Raw genomic sequence first — 20,852 nt, forward strand, 5'->3', positions numbered from 1 at the left:
GGGTGCGCTCGGTGGCGGTGGGGTGGCGCGGAGGCCCTCCGGGAGGCGCTGGTACGGGACACACGGCGGTTCACGGCTGGGTGAACGCACTGACAGTGCTGTTACCGGCCTGTATCGTCAATTCTTGAGCGCAAGAGCCTTTTGACGACAGGTGTGAGTGCTTGAGGAGAGTGTCATGCTGCTGCGGTTCCACGTGACCAACCACGCCTCTCTCCGCGATGAGCAGGAACTCTCCCTGATCGCGTCCGACCTGCACCCCGAGCGCGCGGAGCGCGAACTGGCGAACGGCGGCCACCGCACCGTGCCCGTGGCCGCGATCTACGGGACGAACGCGTCGGGCAAGTCCAACGTCATCGACGCGATCGGCTGGATGCGGCACGCGGTGCTCCACTCCTTCCGCAGCTGGGACCCGACCGGCGGAGTCCCGCGCCGCCCCTTCGCCCTGCGCCCCGACGCCGCGCCCTGGCCGACGACGTTCAGCGTGGACTTCGCCCTGGACGGAGTCCGGTACGAGTTCGGTTTCACCGCCGACGACGACCAGATCACGGAGGAGTGGCTCTACCACTACCCGGAACGCAAGGCCAAACGGCTCTACGAACGCAAGGCCGACTCCGCCATGGTCTTCGGCCGCTCCCTCACCGGCCAGAAGAAGATCATCTCCGAGCTGCTCCGCCCGAACAGCCTCTATCTCTCCGTCGCCGCCGCACAGGGACACCCCCAGCTCAGCGAGGTGTTCCGCTGGTTCGACCTCGGACTGGACATCGCCACCGATCGCAACTTCAGGGAGCGCCTGAACGCGACGGTCAGTCTGCTGCGAGACGTCCGTGAACGCGGCCAGGACGGAGCAGCGCCGGTGACAACACTGCTGCGCTTCGCCGACCTGGGCGTCTCGGGACTGCGGATCGAGGAACCGGACCAGAAGGTCATGGACGAGTACCGCCGACTCACCCAGGTGATGCGGGAGACGCTCGGCGACAAGGTCCGGGTGGAAGGCCCCGGCCTCCACGCGGTACGCGTCGAACACCACACATCCGAAGGCCTCTTCCCACTCGACCTGCGGGAGGAGTCCAGCGGCACCCGCACCTGGATCGGACTCATGGGCCCCGTGCTCAACGCCCTCGCCCACGGCGCGGTCCTCTGTGTGGACGAACTCGACGCCCGGCTCCACCCGTACCTCGTGGACGCCCTGGTCGGCATGTTCCAGTCCCCCGAACTCAACCGCTCCGGCGCCCAACTCGTCTTCAGCACCCACGAGGCCACCCTCCTCGGCCGCAACGTCCGCACCGAGCTGTTCCGGGACCAGATCTGGTTCACCGAGAAGGACCCGCAGACCCTGGCGACCCGGCTCTTCCCCCTGACGGAGTTCCGCGTTCGCGACTCCCTGGAGAACCTGGAGAAGCGCTATCTCGCCGGACGGTACGGCGCGGTCCCCTATCTGGACGACGATGTGATGAACGAAATCGCCGAGGCGGTCGGAGGGGCGTAGGTGGCACGTCGGGGGAGACCACTGGGCCGGGCGACGGGGTCCCGTCCTGAGCAGCGAAGGTTCTTGATCTACTGCGAGGGTGAGTGCACGGAGGAGCACTACTTCAGGGGGATCAAGGCGGAATTACGGGCCTTACCCGTGGCGATCTGCATCGGTGGCGGTCATGGTGAGCCCTTATCGCTCGTACGGTCCGCCATCAAGCACAAGAAACGAGCGGGCAACTCGTCCGCAGACCGGTACACGCCGTACGACGAGGTGTGGTGTGTCGTGGACGCCGAAGCGCCGACGCAGCACCCCTCACTCAAAGAGGCCATAGCGCTGGCCCAGCGGTCGGGCGTCCGGGTCGCCCTGACCAACCCCTGCTTCGAGCTCTGGCTCCTGCTCCACTTCAAGGACGTCTCGGGCTACCGCACATCGGCGAGTACGCAGAGCGCCCTGGAGAAGGAGTCCGACTGCGGCTACGCGGCCCAGCGCAAACACCTGGACTACGACAAGCTGCGCGGCCCGGACGGCGCCCGCCACACCCAGGCCGTCGAACGCGCCCGAGCCCTGCGCCAGCGAAGCGCCGACGGACTCACCACCAACCCTTGGACGGATGTGGACATACTCGTGGACCTGCTCCGCGAGGCAAGGGCCCGGCCATGAGGGGCTGACGGGTGGGTCACCCCTGCCCAGGGATTGCGGGAGGGCGGTCCCACGCTGGTCAGTCCCGGGTGGAGTGGTGGTCGGGGCTGTGCTGCTGGTGGCGGCGAAGGAGGACGCGGGCGTCGGTGGCGGCGGAGTGGTCGTGGGCGTGGCGGGCCTCGCGTTCGGCGCTGACGAGGTCGTCGCACTCCGGGCAGGTGGGCGGTTCGTCCATGACGGGTTCCTTGGGTTGTGCGCGGAGGATGCGGGCGGCGCGTACGTCGCGTACGGGCACGTCCCAGCGGGTGAGTTGCTTCTTCAGCCAGGCGTCACTCACCCCGAACTCGGCGGCGAGGGCCTTGAGGGTCTCGCCCGCGCGGTAGCGGGCGATGACGGTCGTCTTGTCGGCGTGGACGTGGTCACGTCCGGTACGGGGCACGGCTCACCTCCTCCTGGGCTGGAGGGGGAAGTTCGGCAGGACGAGGAGGACCCGGGCCCGCTGCGGACAGATGGCGAGGGTGTAGCGGTCGGGCCCGTCCGGAACCACCACGGACACCGGCACCCCCTGCTCCAGCCGCGCCCGCGCCGCCCGCTCCTCACCCGGGTCGTCACACCACACCCGGATCTCGGTCGGCGCGTCCGGCACCGGCACCCGCCCCATCCGCATCAGCTCCGTGACCCACGGCGACACGGCGGGATCCGGATCCAACCGGTCCGCCACCCACCGCGCCCGCTGCCGCAGCCACACCAGCGCGTCTTCCTGAGACCGCGTCCGAGTCGTGTCGAGGATGTACGGCAGCACAGCCCGGCTCCCGTGCACCGGCCCTTCGACCAGCACATAACAGAGATACGAAACAGGTGGCCCGCTCACACCGCACCACCGTCCTCCAGCAGCCGCTCCAACTCGGCGTCCAGCCGGGCCTGACGCGCCTCGGCCTCCAGCTCCCAGCGCCACTCGTCCACACAGTCGGCGTCCCAGCGCAGCCGCAGCAGCTCGAACCCGAGTCCGAGCCGCTCCTCCGCCGATCCCAGCGCGAGCCCGAGCCACACCCAGAGCCGCCTCACGGCAACCGCCTCTCCGGCCGGTCGGCCGACTCGTCGGTGCCAACGTCGGTGTGTGCCCCAGGCACGGGGGGCGCTGTAATGAGTGACATACGCGGTGTCTCCGTCAGTCCGGTGAAATCGCGCCCTTCGGTTCAGCGGAAGAGGGCGTTTCCTGGCAGGGCTGAGCGCGACCGCTCAATGGCTGGTCGCGCTCAGTGGTGCTGAGGCTGAGTACCGTCGTGCATCAGCGGGTGACTTCACCATGGCCTGGCGGGTGACTTCTGCGTCTCTATCGGGTGGCAGAAGTGACTTCGAGGTGGCTTTTGACGAGAGGGCCTTGCCTTCGCCTCACACCGTGGGGTCCCCTGCAATCGGAAGCGATTCAGCCTGCAGCATCCGGGACTCACGACAACAGAGGTGTTCCATGCAGCCGAAGACATTGCTGAAAGTGCTGGTTGACCAGCGTCAGTGGCGCTATCGAGCGTTCGCTGACGCCTTCAGCGCCGCCGCTCGACGGGTGATCAAGGGAGGTTCCCTGCCCACGGTGACGGAACGGCAGTTCCGGCGCTGGACAGGCGGCCAGCTCCAGACACTGCCCGAGCCCGACGCATGCCTGGTGTTAAAGCAGCTCTTCGGGATTGATGCGGTGCAGCTCTTCGCTCCCCCTCCTGACGCCGCTCTCGCCACGCCAGAAGGACCACCTGCATTAGTGTTCGATTTAGAAGCGGAGATCACTATGACCGCACGTGAAGCACAAGAAGGGGCGAACGCCATCGCTGCCGCCTCCCTGTCCGATACCACGCTCGACCAAATCCGCGATGAAGTGACCGTCCTCGCCCGGCGCTACCACGAACTCCCCGTTATCGATGTGTGGAACCAGGGCCGCAGCCTTTTGAGGAACGCGGAAGAAAAGCGCGAACGGACGATGATCCCCGTCCAACAGCAGGAACTCCTCATTCTCTCCGGTCAGGCGGCCGGACTGCTGGCAGTGGCCTCCTTCAACCTGGGAGCCCTGGCGGGAGCACGGAGCTTCGCACGAACATCCGCTCTCTACGGGGAAAGCGCCCGCTTCAACCCGCTGCGCGCCTACGCGGACGGCACTCTCGCCTACATCGCCTACTTCTCCGCCGAACCCTCCCGTGCGGTGGACCTCGCCCGGCGCGCCCTGAGTTACGACGGGCTCGGCGACACCGCCAGGAGCAGGCTCCACGCCATCGAGGGCCGCGCCCACGGCCACCTCGGCGACACCGAATCCGCACGCTCATCGATGCGCGCCGCCGAAGAGGCATCCGGGAAGCGCGATGACCTCCATGACGGCGTCGGCGGCGAGTTCGGCTTCGCACCCGAGCGGCTGGCCATGAGCAACAGCGCCACCGCACTCCTGATCAACGACGCCCCCCAGGCGGAATCGGCCGCCCGGCGCGCGCTCGCCCTCGTCAGCGAGAGGCCGCCCGCCCAGCAGTCCGCCGCCATCAAGGGCAGCGCCGCCGCAGATCTGGCCTTCGCCCGGCTCCTCGCGGACGACATCGATGGCGTGGCGCAGGCCCTGACCACGGTCTGGGACGTGCCCCCGGGCCTGCGCGCGCTGGGGCTCCTCACCCGCGCCGCCCATCTGCGCCACTCCCTTGCCCGACCCCGCTACCAGACCACCACCCGGGACCTCACCGGGCGTCTTGAGGACTTCATCAGCTCCGCGACCGTCCGCCAGATAGGCGGTGGCGCCCCGGACGCGCTCGCCCTGGAGCGCTGATCACAGGGAGGCGAGGATCTTCGCCTCCTTCTCGGGCGCGATCCCGTGTTCCGCCCAGCGCGGGTGGTCCACGGGAGTGCCGTCCGCCCGCAGCCACGCCCAGGTGTCCCGGACCGTCTCGGCGAGCGGACGGCACGCGAGGCCCGCCGCCACCGCCCGGCCCGGATCCACCGACCACACCCCCGCGTGGGTGCGCCACAGCGGCAGCTCGGTCCACTGCCGGACCCCATGTCCGGTCAGGACCTCGGGTTCCACCCATACCGGCCGCCCCGCACCCCCGGTCGCCTCCAGGCACTCCCGTACGAACGACTCGAAGGTCATCCCCTCGGGGTGGGCCACGTTGAACGCGCCCCGCGCCTCGCCCACGGCCTGGTCCAGCGCGAAGTGGGCTACGTCCCGCACATCGACCGGCTGGATCCGGCGACCGGCGGGCGCCGGGGCGAGGAAACGCCCGCCCGCCGCCGTACGCCGCAGCCACCACGGCAAGCGGCCCACATACTCCCCCGGGCCCAGGATCACCCCGGGGCGCAGAAACACCGCCCGGTCCCCGAACACCGAGCTGACCGCCCGCTCACCGCCCGCCTTCTGGAACCCGTACCGCGTCGGTGTCCCGTCCGGACCCGTGAAGCCCACCGACGCGTCCGCGTCCGCCGGGCACTCCAGCAGCTCCGAACCCTCCGTCAGCCGGGCACGCGGCCACTCCGCGTACACCGACACCGTCGACACATGCACCCACCGCGCCACCCGCCCACGCAGCGCCGACACCACGATCCCCACCTCACGTGGCGCCAGCTCACCACTGGACGTATCGATCACGGCGTCCCACGGCCCCGCCTCGGCCAACCGCCGCACATCCCCGGCATCGACCCGATCACCCCGGATCGCCGTCACCCCTGGCACATCAGCCCGCGACACCCCCCGGTTGAACGTCGACACCCGCCAACCACGCCCCAACGCCCGCTCGACCACGGCACGACCCAGAAACCACGTCCCACCCAGCACCAGAAGCCTCATAACACCGATCCTCCCAGCACCGCCTCCGCCACGGGCGACAACACATGGGGTAGTGGTTCCCAGGACCTGCGCGCCTGCTAGCAGGGCGACTTGAGATCTCCGCGTGCCGGTCTCCGGCGGGCCGCCGCACCACGTGCCGCGACCCGCCCCCCCCTGCCGGGACCGCGTCGGTCAGTCGCCGAAGCGGTCGCCGAAGCCCGTCAGGACCTCGTCGTACAGGCCGAGGTCGCCGGGGCCGAACTCCTGGGCGCCGGTGCCGGTCACCGCGCCGTCCTTGGCGGTGGGGAGGAAGGAGGCCCGGCCCTTGCCGCCCGCGCCCCAGGACTGGGAACCCACGGCCAGGTCGGCGCGGCCGTCCTTGGTGACGTCGAGGAGGCGCACGGCGGCGCCGAAGGCCTGGTGGGCGACGGGGGCGCTGGGCATGCCCGGGGTGCCCTGGTGGTAGACGCGGGCGCCCTGGCCGGTCAGGCCCTTCTTGGAGCCGAGGAGGGTGGTCACCTGTCCGGTGTCCGTCAGCTCACCGTTGTCCTCGCCCGGGGCTCCGACGGCGAGGTCCTGGATTCCGTCGGCGTTGATGTCACCGACGGCGACGGCGTAGCCGAAGGCGTCGCGACCCTCGGCCTCGTCGGGGACGCCGGGGGTGTCCTGGGTGATCACCTGGGGATCACGGAGGGTGGACTGGCCCTTCGGGCCGCCGTAGACGACGGTGACCTGGCCGCCGTAGACGGTTCCCTGACCGGCGTACTGCTGGCCGAGCGCGATGTCGGCGTGGCCGTCGCGGTCCAGGTCGCCGACCGCGACGCGGGTCTCGTCCATGGACTGGCTGAGCAGCAGCGCGCCCCGGGCGTCCGTGAGCTTCCCGGACCGCACCAGGCCCTTCTTCGTGCCCCGGTGGATCTCGATCCGGGAGATGGGGAGCTTGTTGCCGTTGACCTGGATGACGAGGTCGGTGATGCCGTCCCCGGTGATGTCCCCGGCGTCGAGGGTGACGCCGACGGCGGGCTGGCCGTCCTTGATGCCCAGGTTGATCACGGACTTGGGCTTGCCGCCGCGGCTGATGGGGCCGTAGAGCACCTCGCCGCCCCGGCCGAGGCTGTGGTCACCGGTCGCCAGGTCCATCCGGCCGTCGCCGTTGAAGTCGCCGACGGCCAGGGACGCGCCCCGGCGGACGTCGATGCTGGTGGGCGCGGACTGCTTGGCCGTGGTGGCGCCGTGCTTGGTCAGTCCGTTCTTGCCGCCCCAGACGAGGACGATCTGACCGGCGTTGCGGCGGTAGCTGCCGCCTACGGTGAGGTCCTCGCCGACGGAGGAGATCGCGAGGTCGGTGAAGCCGTCCCCGTCGTAGTCGGCCGACGCCGTCCGGTGCCCGAAGTAGTCATAGCCCTCGGAGGTGCCCGGGATACCGGGGATCTCCTGGGTGATCAGCTGGCGCTTCGCCGGGTTCAGTCCCTTCGCCGAGCCGTAGACCACGCCCAGGGCACCAGTGAAGTGGAGGGGCTGGCTCCCGCCGACGCCGACGCGGGGCTGGGTGACGATCAGGTCGTGGTGGCCGTCGCCGTTGAAGTCCACGACGGGCTGGGGCTTGGGCTTGGTGGGCTTGCTGGGCTCCTTGGCCGTGCTCGGGGCCGACGGTGCCGCCTCCCCCGGGGCGGCCAGGGCCATGGGTGCCAGTCCGCCGACGAGTCCGACGACGCAGGACAGGGCCACCGCGGTGGCGATGGTGCGCTGACGCATGATGCTTCCCCCCACTATCCGTGTTACTGAAGTTGCCTGTGTGACAGTTGTTGGGACTGATCAGGTGGCCGGAGGGTTGTAGACCCTCCGTGTGCAACAACTCGCACCATCCGTGCGCCACTCACCCCGGATCGCTCCCCGCGCACGGCACGGCCCCGCCCGTACGGTCACTCCGTACGGACGGGGCCGTGTCGTTACGCGGGGCGCGGCCCTCAACTCCCGAACGCGTCCCCGAACCCCGACCACGGCGCGATCGGCAGTCCGGCGTCGTACGCGTCGTACGTCACGGTCCCCAGGCCCGACAGGACGCCGGTCCGGTCGGCCGGGACCAGGGTGATCCGGCCCTGGTAGGACTTCTGGCCCTTGGAGCCGATGGCGAGGTCGGCGCGGCCGTCGCCGGTGAGGTCGGTCAGCTGGACGGCGAAGCCGAAGTACTCGTACTCGCTCACGGTGTCGGCGATGTCGCCGCTGTCCTGGTGGTGGACGCGGGCGCCCACGCCCGTCACACCGCGCGGGCCGCCGGGCAGGACGGTCACCTGTCCGGCGTCCGCCACGGTCCGCAGGTTCTCGGTGGGGGTGCCGACCGCGAGGTCGCCGTATCCGTCGGCGTTGACATCACCGATGGAGACCGAGTGGCCGAAGAAGTCGCCCTCCTCGCCGGAGCCGGGGACACCGGGGGTGTCCTGGGTGATCACCTGGACGGGACGCCGTGCCTGGCCCGCGGGGCCGCCGTGGACGACGGTGACCGCGCCCGCCGAGAACGGATCGCCGTGGATCCAGTCCCCGCCGACGGCGATATCCGCGTGGCCGTCCTTGTCCAGGTCACCGACGGCGACATGCACGTCGGTCGCGCCCCGGTTGATCAGGAGTTCGCCCCGGGAGCCGGTGAGCCGTCCGGCCGGGACCAGACCCTTCCGTGTCCCCCGGTGGAGTTCGATCCGGCCGGTCACCCCGGGACGGGTGGGGTGGACCTGCACCACCAGGTCGGTGATGCCGTCGCCGGTGACATCGCCCGTGTCGAGGGCGGTGTGGACCCGGGTCTGACCGTCCGTGAGGCCGAGGGAGACGACGGAGACCGGCTTGCCCTTGCGGCTGAGGGGGCCGTAGAGCACCTCACCGCCCCGGCCGGTGCTGTAGTCGCCGGTCGCCAGGTCGGCCCGGCCGTCGCCGTTGAAGTCACCGGTCGCCAGCGAGGCGCCCCGGCGGACGTCGGCGGAGGCGGGCACGGTCTGCCGCACGGTCGTGGCACCGTGCCGGGTCAGTCCCTTCTTCCCACCGAAGAGGACCATGATCTGGCCGGCGTTGCGGCGGTAGGTGCCGCCGAAGCTCATGTCCTCGCCGCTGGCGGAGACGGCGAGGTCGGTGAAGCCGTCCGCGTCGTAGTCCCCGGTGGCGGTCTGCGCGCCGAAGCGGTCGTAGGACTCGGAGGTGGCCGGGACGCCCGCGCTGTCCTGGGTGAGGACCTCCCGCCGGGACGGGTCCGGCCCGGCGGCGGAGCCGTACAGCACGACGACGGCGCCACCGGGGGCGCCGCCTTCGGCGCTGAGGACGAGATCACGGTGGCCGTCGCCGTCGAAGTCCGAGGGGAGCACGGTGGGCTTGGCGCCCGGCTTCGCCGGAGCGGCATGGGCGGCGGGCGCGGGCCCGCCGACGAGGCCGCCGAGGCAGGCGGCGGCCACCGCGATGGCGGTGGCCAGAGTGCGCGTACGCATGATGTTCCCCCACAGGCGTTACTGCCGTGATTTCTGTGACTCGCTGACGAGACCGGCGAGGGCGGGTAAAGGTTGCACGTCGCAGAGACGTTTCTTCGCAGCTCGGGAAGGACACCTCTGCGCAGCTCGGCAAGGACACCGCCGAACCTGTCGGCGGTACCGGGGGCGACCCGGGACGAGCTGTGCGAGCCCACCCGACCACCGATGCCCCCCACAAGGAGACGATGTGAGAGCCCGGCCAGGGATGAAGTCCCTCGCGCTATCCCTGTTCCTGACCCTGACCACCATGGCCACGGCCCACGCCGTACCGGGGGCGGCCGGAGCACCGGCGGCGCCGAAGCCGGTCCCCGGTGTCCAGACCGCCCCAACGGCTCCGGGCGCCGCCACCGCCCAGGTCACGGCCGCGGCCAACACACCGGGCCCCGCCGTCGAGAGGATCACCGCCGTACCCCCCGCGTTCTCGCTCACCCACCAGAACACACAGGCGGGCACCGACGCCCTCGTCGCCAGCCGGCTCGCGGGCAAGGTCACCCTGCCGACCCTCCTCGGCACCGACCCCGCCGGCGACGACCCCTGGACCAAGCGCCGCTCCATGCGCGACTGCGTGGACCGGGAGCGGCTGGCCCTGCCCCCGGTCCCCACGGTGACGGCCTGGTGCTGGGACAGCGCCTTCGGCGACGACACCACCCGCGAGTGGCTCCCGCAGGGCATGAGCACCACGGGCGCCGCCGACGGCGGTGACGGCCGGATCCAGAACCGTGCCGCCGTGGCCGTCGCGTGGCGGTACCAGCCCCTGACCACGAACTCGGGTTGCCAGAAGTACAACGACGTACGGGTCAGCTTCATCGACCACGACACCGGCCAGTACCAGCACGTCCTCCTCGTGGAGCCGACCTCCGCCGCCGGAACGGACTTCAAGGCCATCCCGGCGCACGCCGGAGGCATCGTCTGGTACGGCAACCACCTCTTCGTCACCGACACCGCCAAGGGCATCCGCGTCTTCGACATCAACAAGCTGTCGAAGGTCCACACCCAGGGCCGGAACGTCACCACCATCGGCGTCGACGCGGGCAAGTCCAGCGCCTGCGGCCTCCCCTACGTCCTTCCCCAGGTGCGCCACTACTCCCAGACCGGCGGCTGTGCCTCGGCCACCGCCACCGGGGCGCTCTGCCACTCCTGGCTCTCCCTGGACAAGACCGGCGGCAAGCCCTTCAAGCTGGTCTCCGGTGAGTACCACACGGTCGGCTACGGGGGCCGGATCGCCCGCTACGCGCTCAACGACTTCGGCGCCGCGAGCCAGCCCGGACTGCTCGCCCTCACCGACAACAAGACCCAGATCCACGACGCCTACGCGATCCAGGGCTACAGCCATGTCCAGTCCGGCCTGACCTGGAACGACACTCAGGGCGGACCGCTCAACTTCGCCTTCCACAGCAGCTGTGGCACCGTCCCCAACATCTTCGCCCGCACCTGGGAGGGTGACACCCGCGCCACACGCACCAACAAGTGCACCGCGCCCGACCCCGCCGATCCGACGCGGAGGATCTCCACCGGCAACTGGGCCGCGGGCGTCGTCCAGGGCCTCGACCGCTGGCCCGTCCGGGGCACCGGCACCCCCACCGGCACCAACCAGCAGGTCAACGAGTTGTGGGGGCTCACCGAGGGCATCTGCGACAAGCCGGTCCGGGAGGACGAGAAGACCATCGACAGCTGCGCGAACCTGACACCGGAGGAATCACGGAGCCGCCGGACCGTCTTCGCCGTGCCGTTCGGCTCCGCCGAGGTCCAAGACCGGCACTGACACCCGCCGCCACGGCCCCACCGCCGGGAACACCCCTGTCCGTACGGAACGACCGGGAGCCCACAGCACCGGGAGACCGCCGGATCGGGGGTGCCCGCCCGGTCCGGGCCCGCGGCGGGAAGCCACCGAAGCAGGGGCGCCCGGCGGATCTGAGGGAGCCACCGGGACGCGGCGACACCGGTACGGACCGACACGGACCGACGCGGGGAGCCCCCGGTCAGCGCCCCGCGCTCACTCCGTCTCGCACACCGACGGCACCGCCCGCACCAGCCCCCGTGTGTGCAGCCGGTCCAGCCGCTTCTCCACCTTCACCTGGAGCGCGGAGACCGCCAGCACACCCCAGCAGGTGGACGCGGCGCGGGCGTCGGCCGAGGCCGCGATGGCGCGGACCAGTTCGGTGGTGACGCGGTTGATCTCCTTGCGGACCTGGTCCAGGTCGGGCCGCTCGGCCGGGGCCTTGGCCGGGTCCTCCGTCCACAGGCGGTGCAGACCGCGCTGGACCAGTTTGTTCGCCTCGATCTGGTCACGGAAGATGCGGACGGTCGCCTCGGGGTCGGCGCCCAGCGCGGCGGCCTGGGCCCGGACGGTGTCGAGGACGACCTGCTCCCGGGCGGGGTCGTCGATGGGCTTGTCCGTGCCCCACTTGGAGGCCGCGACGAGATCGGCCGTGGCGAGGCGCTCGGCGGAGAGCGAGGCCAGGGACCGCAGCTGGGCGTGGTGCCCGGCCGACACGGCGGCGGTGGAGCGGTCGGCGGCGGCGGGCGCGGCGAGCGCGGGCGCGGCCGACAGCGCGAGGGCCGTGGCGGCGACGGTGGCGGTCAGGGTGTGGCGTAGCGGGGTGCGCATGGTCAAGGCTTCCCATCTCCGGAGACGGCGTGACGTCCGGGGATCCCCCGTGGGCGCCCGGACGTGACCGGACGCCGTTGGTCCCCTCCCGCTAGAGGGGCTCAACGGGTCAACGGTTCCGTACGGGACTTTCCTTGACGATCCGTCAGTCCGAGAGAGCGGCGGTGAGGTCGACCTCGACCAGCTGGCCCGGGTAGCCGAGCTGGGCGACGCCCAGCAGCGTGCTGGCGGTGCTGAACGCCGCGCCGATCACCGAGTCGTTGAGGCGGTCCCAGGCGGCCGCGAGCACCTCGGGGTCATCGCTGACGACATAGATCACGGACCGTACGACATCCTCGGGCGAGGCGCCCACGGCCTGGAGCGCGGTCAGGGCGTTCGCGGCGATCTGCTCGATCTGGGCGTCGACATCGCCGACGCCGACGACCTCGCCGGAGCGGTCGAGCGGGCACTGGCCCGCGAGATAGGCGGTACGGGCCGCCTCGACGACAGTGATGTGGTGGTAACCGGGGTTGGAGTGGAGCTGGTCGGGGTTGATGCGGGTGATCTTGGGACTCATGCGTCCGATTATCGAGAAGATGTACGGGCGTACGCATCGGGTTTTCCGGCCGCCGGGCGCGCGGCACACCCGGACGGCGCGGGCGCCCCGACGGCTCGGCGTCCGAACGGCTCGGGCGTCCCAGCGGCTCGGGCGTCCCAGCCGCTCGGACATGCGGACGGCTCAGGCATGCGGACGGCTCGGGCAGGTGGATCGCCGGGGCGCCCAGACGGCGCGCGCGAACGACGGCTCGGACACCTGGGGGGCGCTCGCAGACGAACGGCGGGGCGCACCGGCTCTCCGGTGCGCCCCGCCGTGGTCGATCACGCCGAGCGGGCTCCTCCCCCGTACGCCGTGATCCCCCGGGCGCCGCGTCCCCTCCGTACGCCGAGAACCCTCCGTACGCCGTACTTCCCCCGCCGCGACTCCCCCGCCCGCTACTCCCTGACGCCGTGGAGGACGGCCGCCAGCCTCATCGCCGTATCGAGGTTGCACCGGCCGAGATCGATCAGGGGATACGGATCGTCGCTGGCCAGCGAGATCGGATCGACCCGCAGCGAGGGCAGCCTCACCCCCAGCTGACCCAGCTCGTCCCGCAACTGTTCGATGACCTCTTCCGCGACCCGCAACCGGTCCGCCGAGCGCACGACCATCTCCCCTGGCACCTCCACGCTGAGTGCTGTCCTTACCCACAGAGCGTGTCCACATTGGGACCGGAGTAGGCCGCCACGGTGTCACTCGCACGGCTGAGAACCCCCCGCGCTCCGGGGGCGGACCCCCGGAGCGCGGAACGGTCCGGACGCGCCGCCCCCTCACGCCGGGGGAGGAGGGAGGAGGCGGCGCGCCCACGCGGACTCAGCCCAGATACCTCGGGGCCCGGGCGTCCGCGCGCTTCGTGGCCGTCGGCTCGGCCTGGCAGGTCACCGTGCCCCCGGGGAGCTTTCCGGTGGTCAGATAGGAGGCCGCGATCTTCTCCGCGCAGGCGTTCGTCTGGTAGCCGAGGACACCGTGGCCCTCGCCCTCCTCGATGGTGAGGAAGGCCGAGCCCTTCATGGCCCGGTGCATGGCCTGGGCGGTGGACAGCGGGGTCTGGGAGTCCCACTCGTTCTGGACGATCAGCGCGGGCACCTTGTTGTCGATCTTCGTCACGGGCTCCACGGGCTTCTCCCAGAAGGCGCAGGGGGTGATCCCGGAGGAGTGGTCGCCGAAGAGCGGGTAGCGGGCCTGGTCCCGGACCGAGTCGGCGCGGTACTTCTCCACGTCACGGGGCCAGTTCGCGTCCCCGCACAGCACGCTCCACAGGCTCGCCATGGAGTTGTCCGTCATCATGTCGTCGAAGACGGGAACGCCCTGGGACGGCTTTCCGGCAGCGGCCTTCCGCAGGTCCGCCACGGCGGCGGAGCCCTCCTTCAGCAAGAAGATGTAGGGGCGGACGGCGGCGCGGATCCCGGCGCCGTCATAGGTCTTGGTGCCCCAGGCGAACGGCTTGCGGTCGGCCTGCGCGACGAGGTCGTAGAAGGTCCTGGTCACCTTCCGGGGGGTGTCGCCGAGACCGTAGGTGGCGTGCCGCTCCGCCGCCCACGCGGCCCAGCGCCGGAAGGCGGGCTCGGCCTGCGGCCCCCACTCCTGGAAGGTCGCCCGCCACATCTGCGCCGGGTCGACCGCGCTGTCGAGGACCACCCGGTCGGCCCGCTTCGGGAACATCTGGGTGTAGACGGCGCCGAGCGCGGTCCCGTAGGAGACACCGAAGTACGAGATCTTCTTCTCGCCGAGCGCGGCCCGGAGGGTGTCCATGTCCCGGGCGGTGTTACGGGTGGTGATGTGCCGCAGCACCTCGCGCTGGCTCCGCTGGCACTTCTGGGCGACCGACTTCGCCCAGGTGACATTGGCGTCGAAGGTGCGGTGCGAGCGGGGCCACTGGAGGTCGGGCCGGGTCTGGTAACAGCTGACGGGCGTGGACTGGCCGATGCCGCGCGGGTCGAAGCCGATGAAGTCGTAGCGCTCCTTGACCGACGCGGGCAGCCCGGCCATCTCCAGCGGCATCCCGATGCCGGGACCGCCGGGACCGCCCGGGTTGAACAGCAGGACGCCCCGGCGCTTGGCCGGGTCGCCCGCCTTGATCCGGGAGACGGCGACCTCGATGGTCCGGCCCTGGGGCTTGGTGTAGTCCAGGGGGACGGTGAGGATCGCGCACTCGAAGCTGGCGGGCAGTTCGGCCGCACAGCGCTCCCAGTCGAGCGCGCGCGGGGTGAAGCCCTGGGTGGCGGTACGGGTGACGGTGGCCGTGCTCGTCGCGGTCGTCGCGTTCGCCGCGCTCGTGGTGGGAGCGGCGACGGCGACCGGGGCCAGGGTGGTGGCCAGGACGCCGCCCGCGAAAAGGGGTATCAGCCGTCTCGTCTGCACGGAAACGATCCTTCCGGTTGGGGGTCGGTGATCGTGTACGGAGATGACTCTGGCGGCTGGGACGGGTGGCGCGCCTCCACCCGTGAGGCGGTGAGTGATCCAACTTAGGGATGATCCAGGACGGTTGGCACTCCTCTCCCAGGGGTACCGCTTCCCCTCGCCCTTCTCCGCCGCCCCACCCCTGCCTGGGCTTCCACCCCTCCTCCCCCCTGACCCAGGTCCGGGCCCGCGGCACCCTCGGCCGCACATACGGAAACCCGCACCCGGGCCCGCACACACGGAACCCGGGCCCGCCGCGACGGCGAACCCGGGTCCGTGGTGCCGGACCGCCCTGTTCAGCTCAGGCCGGCCCGTTCCGTTCTGTTCCGTTCAGCTCAGCGCTGCGACGGTGCCAGCAGACGCGACTGGGTCGGCTTCCCGGCCGTGCACGTGACATTGGCCGACGGCAGCTTGCCGGTGGTCAGATAGGACGTTGTCGCGGCGTCGGCGCAGGCGTTGCCGCCGAGGTAGACACCATGACCCTCACCGCCCTTGACGGTGACCATCTTCGAGCCCTTCATCGCCTTGTGCATCGCGACGGCGGTCGACAGCGGGGTCTGGGAGTCCCACTCGTTCTGGACGACGAGCGCGCCGACCTTGTTGTCGATGACCGTCGCGGGCTCCAGCGACTTCTTCCAGAAGGCGCACGGCAGGATGTTGGAGCCGAAGTCGCCCCAGATCGGGTAGCGCTTCTTGTCGCGGAGCGCGTCCTTGCGGTACTGGGCGCTGTCCTTCGGCCAGGCGGCCGTGTTGTCGCCACAGGCGACGGCCCAGAAGCTGGCCTCCATGTTCTCCAGCGCCGGGTCGATCGCGGCCCAGCGGGGCGCGGCGGGCCGGATCAGCGAGGGGGCGATGGCCCCGGAGCGCTTCGCGGCGGGCTGGTCGGCCACCTTCTTCAGGTCGCGGATGGCCTGGGCCGCGTCCCTCGGGTAGAACAGCGCCTGGCGTATGCCGTTGCGGATCGCGTAGCCGTCGACCTTCTCGCCCTCGACGACGATCGGCTTGCGGTCGGCGCGGGCGACGAGGTCCCAGAAGGTCTTGTCGACCTTGGCCGGGGTGTCACCGAGCTTGTAGGTCTTGTTCCGCTTGGCGGTCCACTCGGTCCAGCGCTGGTAGGCGGGCTCGGCGCCCTCCGCCCAGACCTGGATCATCCCGCGCCAGGCCCGCTTGGGGTCGACGGCGCTGTCGAGGACGAAGCGGTCGGCCCGCTGCGGGAACATCTGGGCGTAGACGGCGCCCAGATAGGTCCCGTAGGAGTAGCCGAGGTAGGAGATCTTCTTCTCCTTGAGGACCGCCCGCAGCACGTCCATGTCCCGCGCGGTGTTACGGGTGGTGATGTGCCCCAGCCGGTCCCCCGACTTCTTGCGGCACTTCTCGGCCACCGACTTGGCCCAGGCCACATCGGCGCTGAAGGTCGCGGCCTTGTACGGGCGCGGCCAGGCCGAGTCCTTCTCGGTGAGCCCGCAGCTGACGGGGGAGCTGTCGCCCACGCCCCGGGGGTCGAAGCCGATCGCGTCGAACCGCGCCAGCAGCGACTTGGGCGCGTCCATGCGCAGCAACTCCGGCATATAGGTGCCGGAGCCGCCGGGGCCGCCCGGGTTGAGCAGCAGCACACCCCGGCGCTTGGCGGGGTCGGTCGCCTTGATCCGGGAGACCGCGACCTTGGTGGTGGGACCGCTGGGGCGGGCGTAGTCCAGCGGGACCGTGAGGGTCGCGCACTGGTAGGAGGCGGGCGATTCGGGCGAACACCGCTTCCAGCTGAGCTTCTGCTGGGTGAAACGATCCAGCGAGGCCGCGGTGGTGGTCGCGGCACCCTGGGCGGCGGCCCCGGGGGCGGCGGAGGCTGGCGCCGCCACGGCGAGCGCGGGGGCCATCGAGGCCATGAGGCTCACCGCGAGCAGCGGAGCGTACCGTCGTCTCTGCACGTCAACGTTTCCTTTCGGACTGTGGGGTCACAGGCGGGTGGAGCCCTCGAACGGGAGGTGCTCCGGTCGCAGGGGGGATCCCCCACGGGTGGGGAACCCGCCGTGACCTGAGACGGAGGATGTCCCTCCGAAGTTGTCCCGCGGAGGTGACGTCATCCACCGGGACCGTATCGAGCCCTCCGCACGCCCCCGCACGCCCCCTGCGCCCCACTCGGGAGCAATGGCCGGGAAATCGCCAGGAAGTACGACACTCCTCTCACCCTGGACTTCCTCCCCATCAACCCCAGCGCTATCGTGGGCCCACACTGCGGCCGCTGTCTCTCAACAGCGGGCCGCCCGCGGCCACCGTCCTTCGGTGTGCCGCCGTTCTGACCTGTGGGGGGTCCCTTTGACGCGCTCCAAGCGCACGCTGCCGCCTGCCCTCGTGCGGGCGGCCACCGTCTTCGTACTCACGGCGGGTGTCACGGCATCCGCCCTCACCACCGCTCCGATGGCCGTCGCCGACGGCCGGGGGGAGGAGCGGCCCCGGGCCACCGACGGCCGGAAGGCGGAGCCGAACAGGGCCGCCACCGACCGCCGCGAGGAGCCCACCCGCGCCGCCACCGACGGCCGGAAGGGCACGCCCGGCGACGCCGCCACCGACGGCCGGAAGGACACACCCGCCCGGACCGCCACCGACCGCCGCGAGGACACGCCGAGCCGCGCCGCCGCCCTGCCGGGCCGGCTCCAGGCGACCCTGCGCGGCGACGGCCGGCTCAGCGTCCTCGGGCTCGACCAGGACACCGTCTCCCTTCAGGTCCGGGTGCTGCGCTCCCGGGAGTCCGGGGTCGTCCTGGGCACCTTCGACGAACTGACCTGGAACCACATCCCGAACACGGGTGGCTGGAACGCCACCTGGGACACCGTCGATCCGGTACGGCTGCCCCCGGGCACCCCGGCCGGAAGCTACCCGGTGGAAATCGTCTACCGGCAGCCCGGCGGGCCGGAGCTGCGGGATACCAACGCCAGCGTCTACTACAGCGAGTACACCGCGATCACCTCGGCCTCCTGGGACCGCGCCTACACCGACTACGACCACCGCACCCTGACCCTCTCCGGCACCGCCGAGACCTGGGACCCGGAGCTGGGCCGGGCCAGGCCCGCCGCCGAGGGCACCCCGGTCAACGTCACGCTGATCGACAACGGCAACTGGGGCCACGCCGACGGCGCGGTCGGCGCCGACGGACGGTTCGCCATCCCGTACACCCCGCGCGGCGCGATCACCCGTACCTCCCTCGACGGACTGCCGACGGTGCCGATACGGAAGATGACCTACCGGCTCACCGCCGACTACGACCGGCTGCGGCTGCGCCCCGGCGGCGAGTTCACCGTCACCGGCCGCGCCGAGCGGCTCACCGACGACGGCTGGAAGCCGTTCACCGGCGCGTCCGTCCGCACCTCGGACCGGGGCGGCGTACGCGGCCAGGGCACCGTCGCGGCCGATGGCACCTTCACCTACCCGGCGACGGCGGGCGACCTCACCCGGACCGTCACCACGGAGGTCAAGCCCTCCCCGTACTTCCAGTACGCGGGCAGCGACGGCCGGATCATCTACATCCCGGTCGCGGCCACCCTCACCCACCACAAGATCACCCTGGACCCGTACGGCACGGTGAAGGCGCGGGCCGTCCTCAACACCCCCAAGGGCTGCGGCACTCCGCGCCCGCTGAACCTCCAGTACTCGCCCGACGGGAAGAAGTGGTCGGTGCTGCGCACGGGCGCCACCACGACAGCGTGCGCCATCAGCATCGAGGCGCCCGGCAAGCCCAGCGGTTACTACCGCTTCCAGCACCCGGAGACCAACCAGCACCTGGAGCTGACCGGACCGGCCGTCCACCAGGTCCGCGTCCCGACCCGGATCACCAGCGCGAAGCTCACCCCGGCCCGCCCCGAGCGCGGCGGCAAGCTCACCGCCACGGGCACCCTCCAGCGCCAGGTCAACGGCGGCTGGAACGCCCACCCGGGCGCCAAGCTGGTGCTCTCCTTCAAGGCCCGGGGCTCGGACACCTGGCGCGCCATCACCACCGGGACGGCCGGCCGCACCGGCGGCTACTCCCTCAAGGGCACGGTGCCCGGCGACGGCTCCTGGCGCGTCGAGACCCAGATCGCGGCCGGATACCTCCACACCGAGACGAAGGTGACCTACGTCGATGCGCGCTGACCGTCAGGGCCTGCGGCTCTCCCTCGTGGCGTCGGCGGCCGCGCTCGCGCTGGCCGCGCCCGCCGCCCCCGCCCTCGCCTCCGCCCCCGCGGCGCAGGACGATCCCTCCCCGGTCGGCGTCGGTATGACCCAGACCGACCCCGGCCAGCGCGGTGTCTTCACCACCCGGACCTGGACCACCAGCCCGGGGAACGCCACCGTGGTCTCCGCCTCGGCCAGGATCCGCCAGGGCGACACCGTCGTCGCGGAACTGCCCGCCCTCGCCTCCCTCGGCCAGGGACGCTTCACCGTCCCCACCGACCAGCCGCTGAAGCTGACCGAGGACGGCGGCACCATGCCCGCGATCGGCCGGTACGCCATCGATGTGACCGCCACGGACAGCGCGGGCGCCACCACCACCAAGCGGAGCGCGGGCGTCCTGGACTTCACCCTGCGGCCCGCGCTCACCCTGACGGTCCCGGCCGCCTCGTACGACGATCCCCACGCCCGCCCCCACGGGCGGCTGACCGGGATCCAGCCGGGCTCCGGGGACCAGGTCGCCCTCACCGGCCGTACGGTGGAACTGCTCCAGCGCCATGACCGGGGCACCACCCTGCGGACCGTCACCACCGCGGAGAACGGCGACTTCGCCGAGGCCGTGCCGCTGCCCGGCCCGACCGGCGACTTCACCGCGAGCTTCGCCGAGGCCAGTGTCCAGGTCAACGGCAAGGCCAAGACCACCACGAAGGTCACGGCCGCCCCGGCACGCCAGGTGACGCTCACCGCCGACGCCGACCGGACCCGGGTGCGGCCCGGTGAGAAGGCCACCGTCACCGGCCAGGCCCGCTTCGGCGACGCCCCGGCCGCCGGGGTCGAACTCCGGGTCGAACTGGTACGGGAGCGCCCCTACCCGGACTGGGACACCGAACCCGTTCCCGGCTCCACCGTCACCACCGACGCCGAGGGCCGCTTCACCGCCACCCTGCCCGGTGTCTCCGACCCCCGGTTCCAGGGCTTCACGGCACGGGTCACCAGCCCCTACCTCACGGGCGAGAGCACGGCGAAGCCGCTGGCACACCCCTCGGAGGCCCGGATCGACGGCGTGACGGGCACCCTCGGCGCGGACCGTACGGTCACCCTCACCGGCACGTTCGGCCCGCGCTACCCGTCGCCGCTCCACCGCGACCATCCGTTCCCGCTGCTGCTGGAGCACTCGGCCAACGGCACCACGGGCTGGAAGACCCTCAGCACCACCAGGAAGGAGATGTGGGCCTACGGCCTGCCCTTCACCGTCACCGGGAAGGCCCCCGCCGGCGGCCATTTCCGGGTCCGCCACGCGGGCGGCGACCACTACACGGACACGGTGGGCACGACCGTCGCGCTGCATCGCGCCGAGACCCGGATCGCCTCGGTCAACGCCACCCCCGAACCGGTCCGCAAGGGCGCGACCCTCACGGTCACCGGCATCGCCGGGGAGAAGACCGGCACCACCTGGAAGGCCCTGCCCGACAAGCGGGTCCAGCTCTGGTTCCTGCCCAACGGCTCCACCACCTGGTCCCGCGTCGGCTACGACACCACCGACGCGGTGGGCCGCGCCTCCTTCACCACCACGGCCCAACGGGACGGGACCTGGATCATCCGCTACTACGCGGGCACCCAGGACACGGCCCGCTTCGACTCGGTGGCGACGGGCGACTACGTCGACGTGCGGTAACACGCACCCGGGTAACGGCGAAGGGCGGCACCCCCCGTGGAGGGGG

General features: G+C 71.4%; 17 protein-coding genes. 6 read left to right on the forward strand and 11 right to left on the reverse strand.

Annotated features, from left to right (window positions below; genetic code table 11):
- Positions 1–175: 175 nt before the first annotated feature.
- Positions 176–1,486, forward strand: coding sequence for an ATP/GTP-binding protein (locus ACFVIM_RS11230; protein WP_384300426.1), 1,311 nt, complete (start codon positions 176–178; stop codon positions 1,484–1,486).
- Positions 1,487–1,549: 63 nt separating this feature from the next.
- Positions 1,550–2,131: an RloB family protein gene (locus tag ACFVIM_RS11235; protein ID WP_384300427.1), complete on the forward strand. Its 582-nt coding sequence runs from the start codon at positions 1,550–1,552 to the stop codon at positions 2,129–2,131.
- 58 nt (positions 2,132–2,189) lie between these two features.
- On the opposite strand, the gene ACFVIM_RS11240 is transcribed toward ACFVIM_RS11235, so the two are convergent.
- From ACFVIM_RS11240 to ACFVIM_RS11250, 3 genes are read right to left on the reverse strand one after another with little or no spacing between them, the layout of a single operon-like run.
- Entirely contained in the window at positions 2,190–2,549 is a 360-nt protein-coding gene (locus ACFVIM_RS11240; RefSeq protein WP_384300428.1) for a hypothetical protein, read from the reverse strand.
- A gap of 3 nt (positions 2,550–2,552) precedes the next feature.
- Positions 2,553–2,981 carry a hypothetical protein gene (locus tag ACFVIM_RS11245; RefSeq protein ID WP_384300429.1) on the reverse strand — a complete coding sequence of 143 codons (429 nt, stop codon included), beginning with the start codon at positions 2,979–2,981 and terminating at the stop codon, positions 2,553–2,555.
- Positions 2,978–3,175: a hypothetical protein gene (locus ACFVIM_RS11250; RefSeq protein WP_384300430.1), complete on the reverse strand. Its 198-nt coding sequence runs from the start codon at positions 3,173–3,175 to the stop codon at positions 2,978–2,980. The genes ACFVIM_RS11245 and ACFVIM_RS11250 overlap by 4 nt, the downstream gene beginning before the upstream one ends.
- Before the next feature lie 403 nt (positions 3,176–3,578).
- Here ACFVIM_RS11250 and ACFVIM_RS11255 point away from each other — a divergent pair, with 403 nt between their 5' ends.
- Positions 3,579–4,904 (forward strand): DNA-binding protein, encoded by a 1,326-nt coding sequence (locus ACFVIM_RS11255; RefSeq protein ID WP_384300431.1) that lies wholly within the window; start codon positions 3,579–3,581, stop codon positions 4,902–4,904.
- Here ACFVIM_RS11255 and ACFVIM_RS11260 read toward each other — a convergent pair whose 3' ends face one another.
- The 3 genes from ACFVIM_RS11260 to ACFVIM_RS11270 all read right to left on the reverse strand — a co-directional run bounded on the left by ACFVIM_RS11260 (position 4,905) and on the right by ACFVIM_RS11270 (position 9,364).
- Positions 4,905–5,918 carry an NAD-dependent epimerase/dehydratase family protein gene (locus ACFVIM_RS11260; protein WP_384300432.1) on the reverse strand — a complete coding sequence of 338 codons (1,014 nt, stop codon included), beginning with the start codon at positions 5,916–5,918 and terminating at the stop codon, positions 4,905–4,907.
- 171 nt (positions 5,919–6,089) lie between these two features.
- Positions 6,090–7,652, reverse strand: a complete 1,563-nt coding sequence (locus tag ACFVIM_RS11265) for an FG-GAP and VCBS repeat-containing protein (RefSeq protein ID WP_384300433.1) — start codon at positions 7,650–7,652, stop codon at positions 6,090–6,092.
- A gap of 212 nt (positions 7,653–7,864) precedes the next feature.
- Positions 7,865–9,364: an FG-GAP-like repeat-containing protein gene (locus tag ACFVIM_RS11270; RefSeq protein ID WP_384300434.1), complete on the reverse strand. Its 1,500-nt coding sequence runs from the start codon at positions 9,362–9,364 to the stop codon at positions 7,865–7,867.
- A 226-nt stretch (positions 9,365–9,590) separates the two neighbouring features.
- Here ACFVIM_RS11270 and ACFVIM_RS11275 point away from each other — a divergent pair, with 226 nt between their 5' ends.
- The gene (locus ACFVIM_RS11275) at positions 9,591–11,165 is read left to right on the forward strand and encodes a hypothetical protein (RefSeq protein WP_384300435.1); all 1,575 of its coding nucleotides are present in this window, start codon (positions 9,591–9,593) and stop codon (positions 11,163–11,165) included.
- Positions 11,166–11,396: 231 nt separating this feature from the next.
- On the opposite strand, the gene aroQ is transcribed toward ACFVIM_RS11275, so the two are convergent.
- The 5 genes from aroQ to ACFVIM_RS11300 form a co-directional block, all read right to left on the reverse strand.
- Complete coding sequence (aroQ, locus tag ACFVIM_RS11280; RefSeq protein WP_384300436.1) at positions 11,397–12,011, reverse strand: gamma subclass chorismate mutase AroQ; 615 nt, start codon at positions 12,009–12,011, stop codon at positions 11,397–11,399.
- Between the two features lie 145 nt (positions 12,012–12,156).
- Positions 12,157–12,567 (reverse strand): RidA family protein, encoded by a 411-nt coding sequence (locus tag ACFVIM_RS11285; protein ID WP_384300437.1) that lies wholly within the window; start codon positions 12,565–12,567, stop codon positions 12,157–12,159.
- Positions 12,568–12,983: 416 nt separating this feature from the next.
- Entirely contained in the window at positions 12,984–13,199 is a 216-nt protein-coding gene (locus ACFVIM_RS11290) for a hypothetical protein (RefSeq protein ID WP_384300443.1), read from the reverse strand.
- Between the two features lie 202 nt (positions 13,200–13,401).
- Positions 13,402–14,949: an alpha/beta hydrolase gene (locus ACFVIM_RS11295; protein WP_384300438.1), complete on the reverse strand. Its 1,548-nt coding sequence runs from the start codon at positions 14,947–14,949 to the stop codon at positions 13,402–13,404.
- Positions 14,950–15,323: 374 nt separating this feature from the next.
- Positions 15,324–16,913, reverse strand: coding sequence for an alpha/beta hydrolase (locus tag ACFVIM_RS11300; RefSeq protein WP_384300439.1), 1,590 nt, complete (start codon positions 16,911–16,913; stop codon positions 15,324–15,326).
- 388 nt (positions 16,914–17,301) lie between these two features.
- Here ACFVIM_RS11300 and ACFVIM_RS11305 point away from each other — a divergent pair, with 388 nt between their 5' ends.
- Positions 17,302–19,113, forward strand: a complete 1,812-nt coding sequence (locus ACFVIM_RS11305) for a hypothetical protein (RefSeq protein ID WP_384300440.1) — start codon at positions 17,302–17,304, stop codon at positions 19,111–19,113.
- Positions 19,103–20,806, forward strand: coding sequence for a hypothetical protein (locus ACFVIM_RS11310; RefSeq protein WP_384300441.1), 1,704 nt, complete (start codon positions 19,103–19,105; stop codon positions 20,804–20,806). The genes ACFVIM_RS11305 and ACFVIM_RS11310 overlap by 11 nt, the downstream gene beginning before the upstream one ends.
- Positions 20,807–20,852 lie beyond the last annotated feature (46 nt).

The sequence above is a fragment of the Streptomyces sp. NPDC057638 genome, assembly GCF_042800315.1.
Classification (GTDB): Bacteria; Actinomycetota; Actinomycetes; order Streptomycetales; family Streptomycetaceae; genus Streptomyces.

What these genes read in the sequence shown, in the direction of transcription:
- ACFVIM_RS11260 (WP_384300432.1), bottom strand. Translation starts at nt 5,918, where the DNA reads ATGAGGCTTCTGGTGCTGGGTGGGACGTGGTTTCTGGGTCGTGCCGTG.
- ACFVIM_RS11270 (WP_384300434.1), bottom strand. Translation starts at nt 9,364, where the DNA reads ATGCGTACGCGCACTCTGGCCACCGCCATCGCGGTGGCCGCCGCCTGC.
- aroQ (WP_384300436.1), bottom strand. Translation starts at nt 12,011, where the DNA reads ATGCGCACCCCGCTACGCCACACCCTGACCGCCACCGTCGCCGCCACG.
- ACFVIM_RS11290 (WP_384300443.1), bottom strand. Translation starts at nt 13,199, where the DNA reads ATGGTCGTGCGCTCGGCGGACCGGTTGCGGGTCGCGGAAGAGGTCATC.
- ACFVIM_RS11310 (WP_384300441.1), top strand. Translation starts at nt 19,103, where the DNA reads ATGCGCGCTGACCGTCAGGGCCTGCGGCTCTCCCTCGTGGCGTCGGCG.
- ACFVIM_RS11265 (WP_384300433.1), bottom strand. Translation starts at nt 7,652, where the DNA reads ATGCGTCAGCGCACCATCGCCACCGCGGTGGCCCTGTCCTGCGTCGTC.
- ACFVIM_RS11285 (WP_384300437.1), bottom strand. Translation starts at nt 12,567, where the DNA reads ATGAGTCCCAAGATCACCCGCATCAACCCCGACCAGCTCCACTCCAAC.
- ACFVIM_RS11230 (WP_384300426.1), top strand. Translation starts at nt 176, where the DNA reads ATGCTGCTGCGGTTCCACGTGACCAACCACGCCTCTCTCCGCGATGAG.
- ACFVIM_RS11255 (WP_384300431.1), top strand. Translation starts at nt 3,579, where the DNA reads ATGCAGCCGAAGACATTGCTGAAAGTGCTGGTTGACCAGCGTCAGTGG.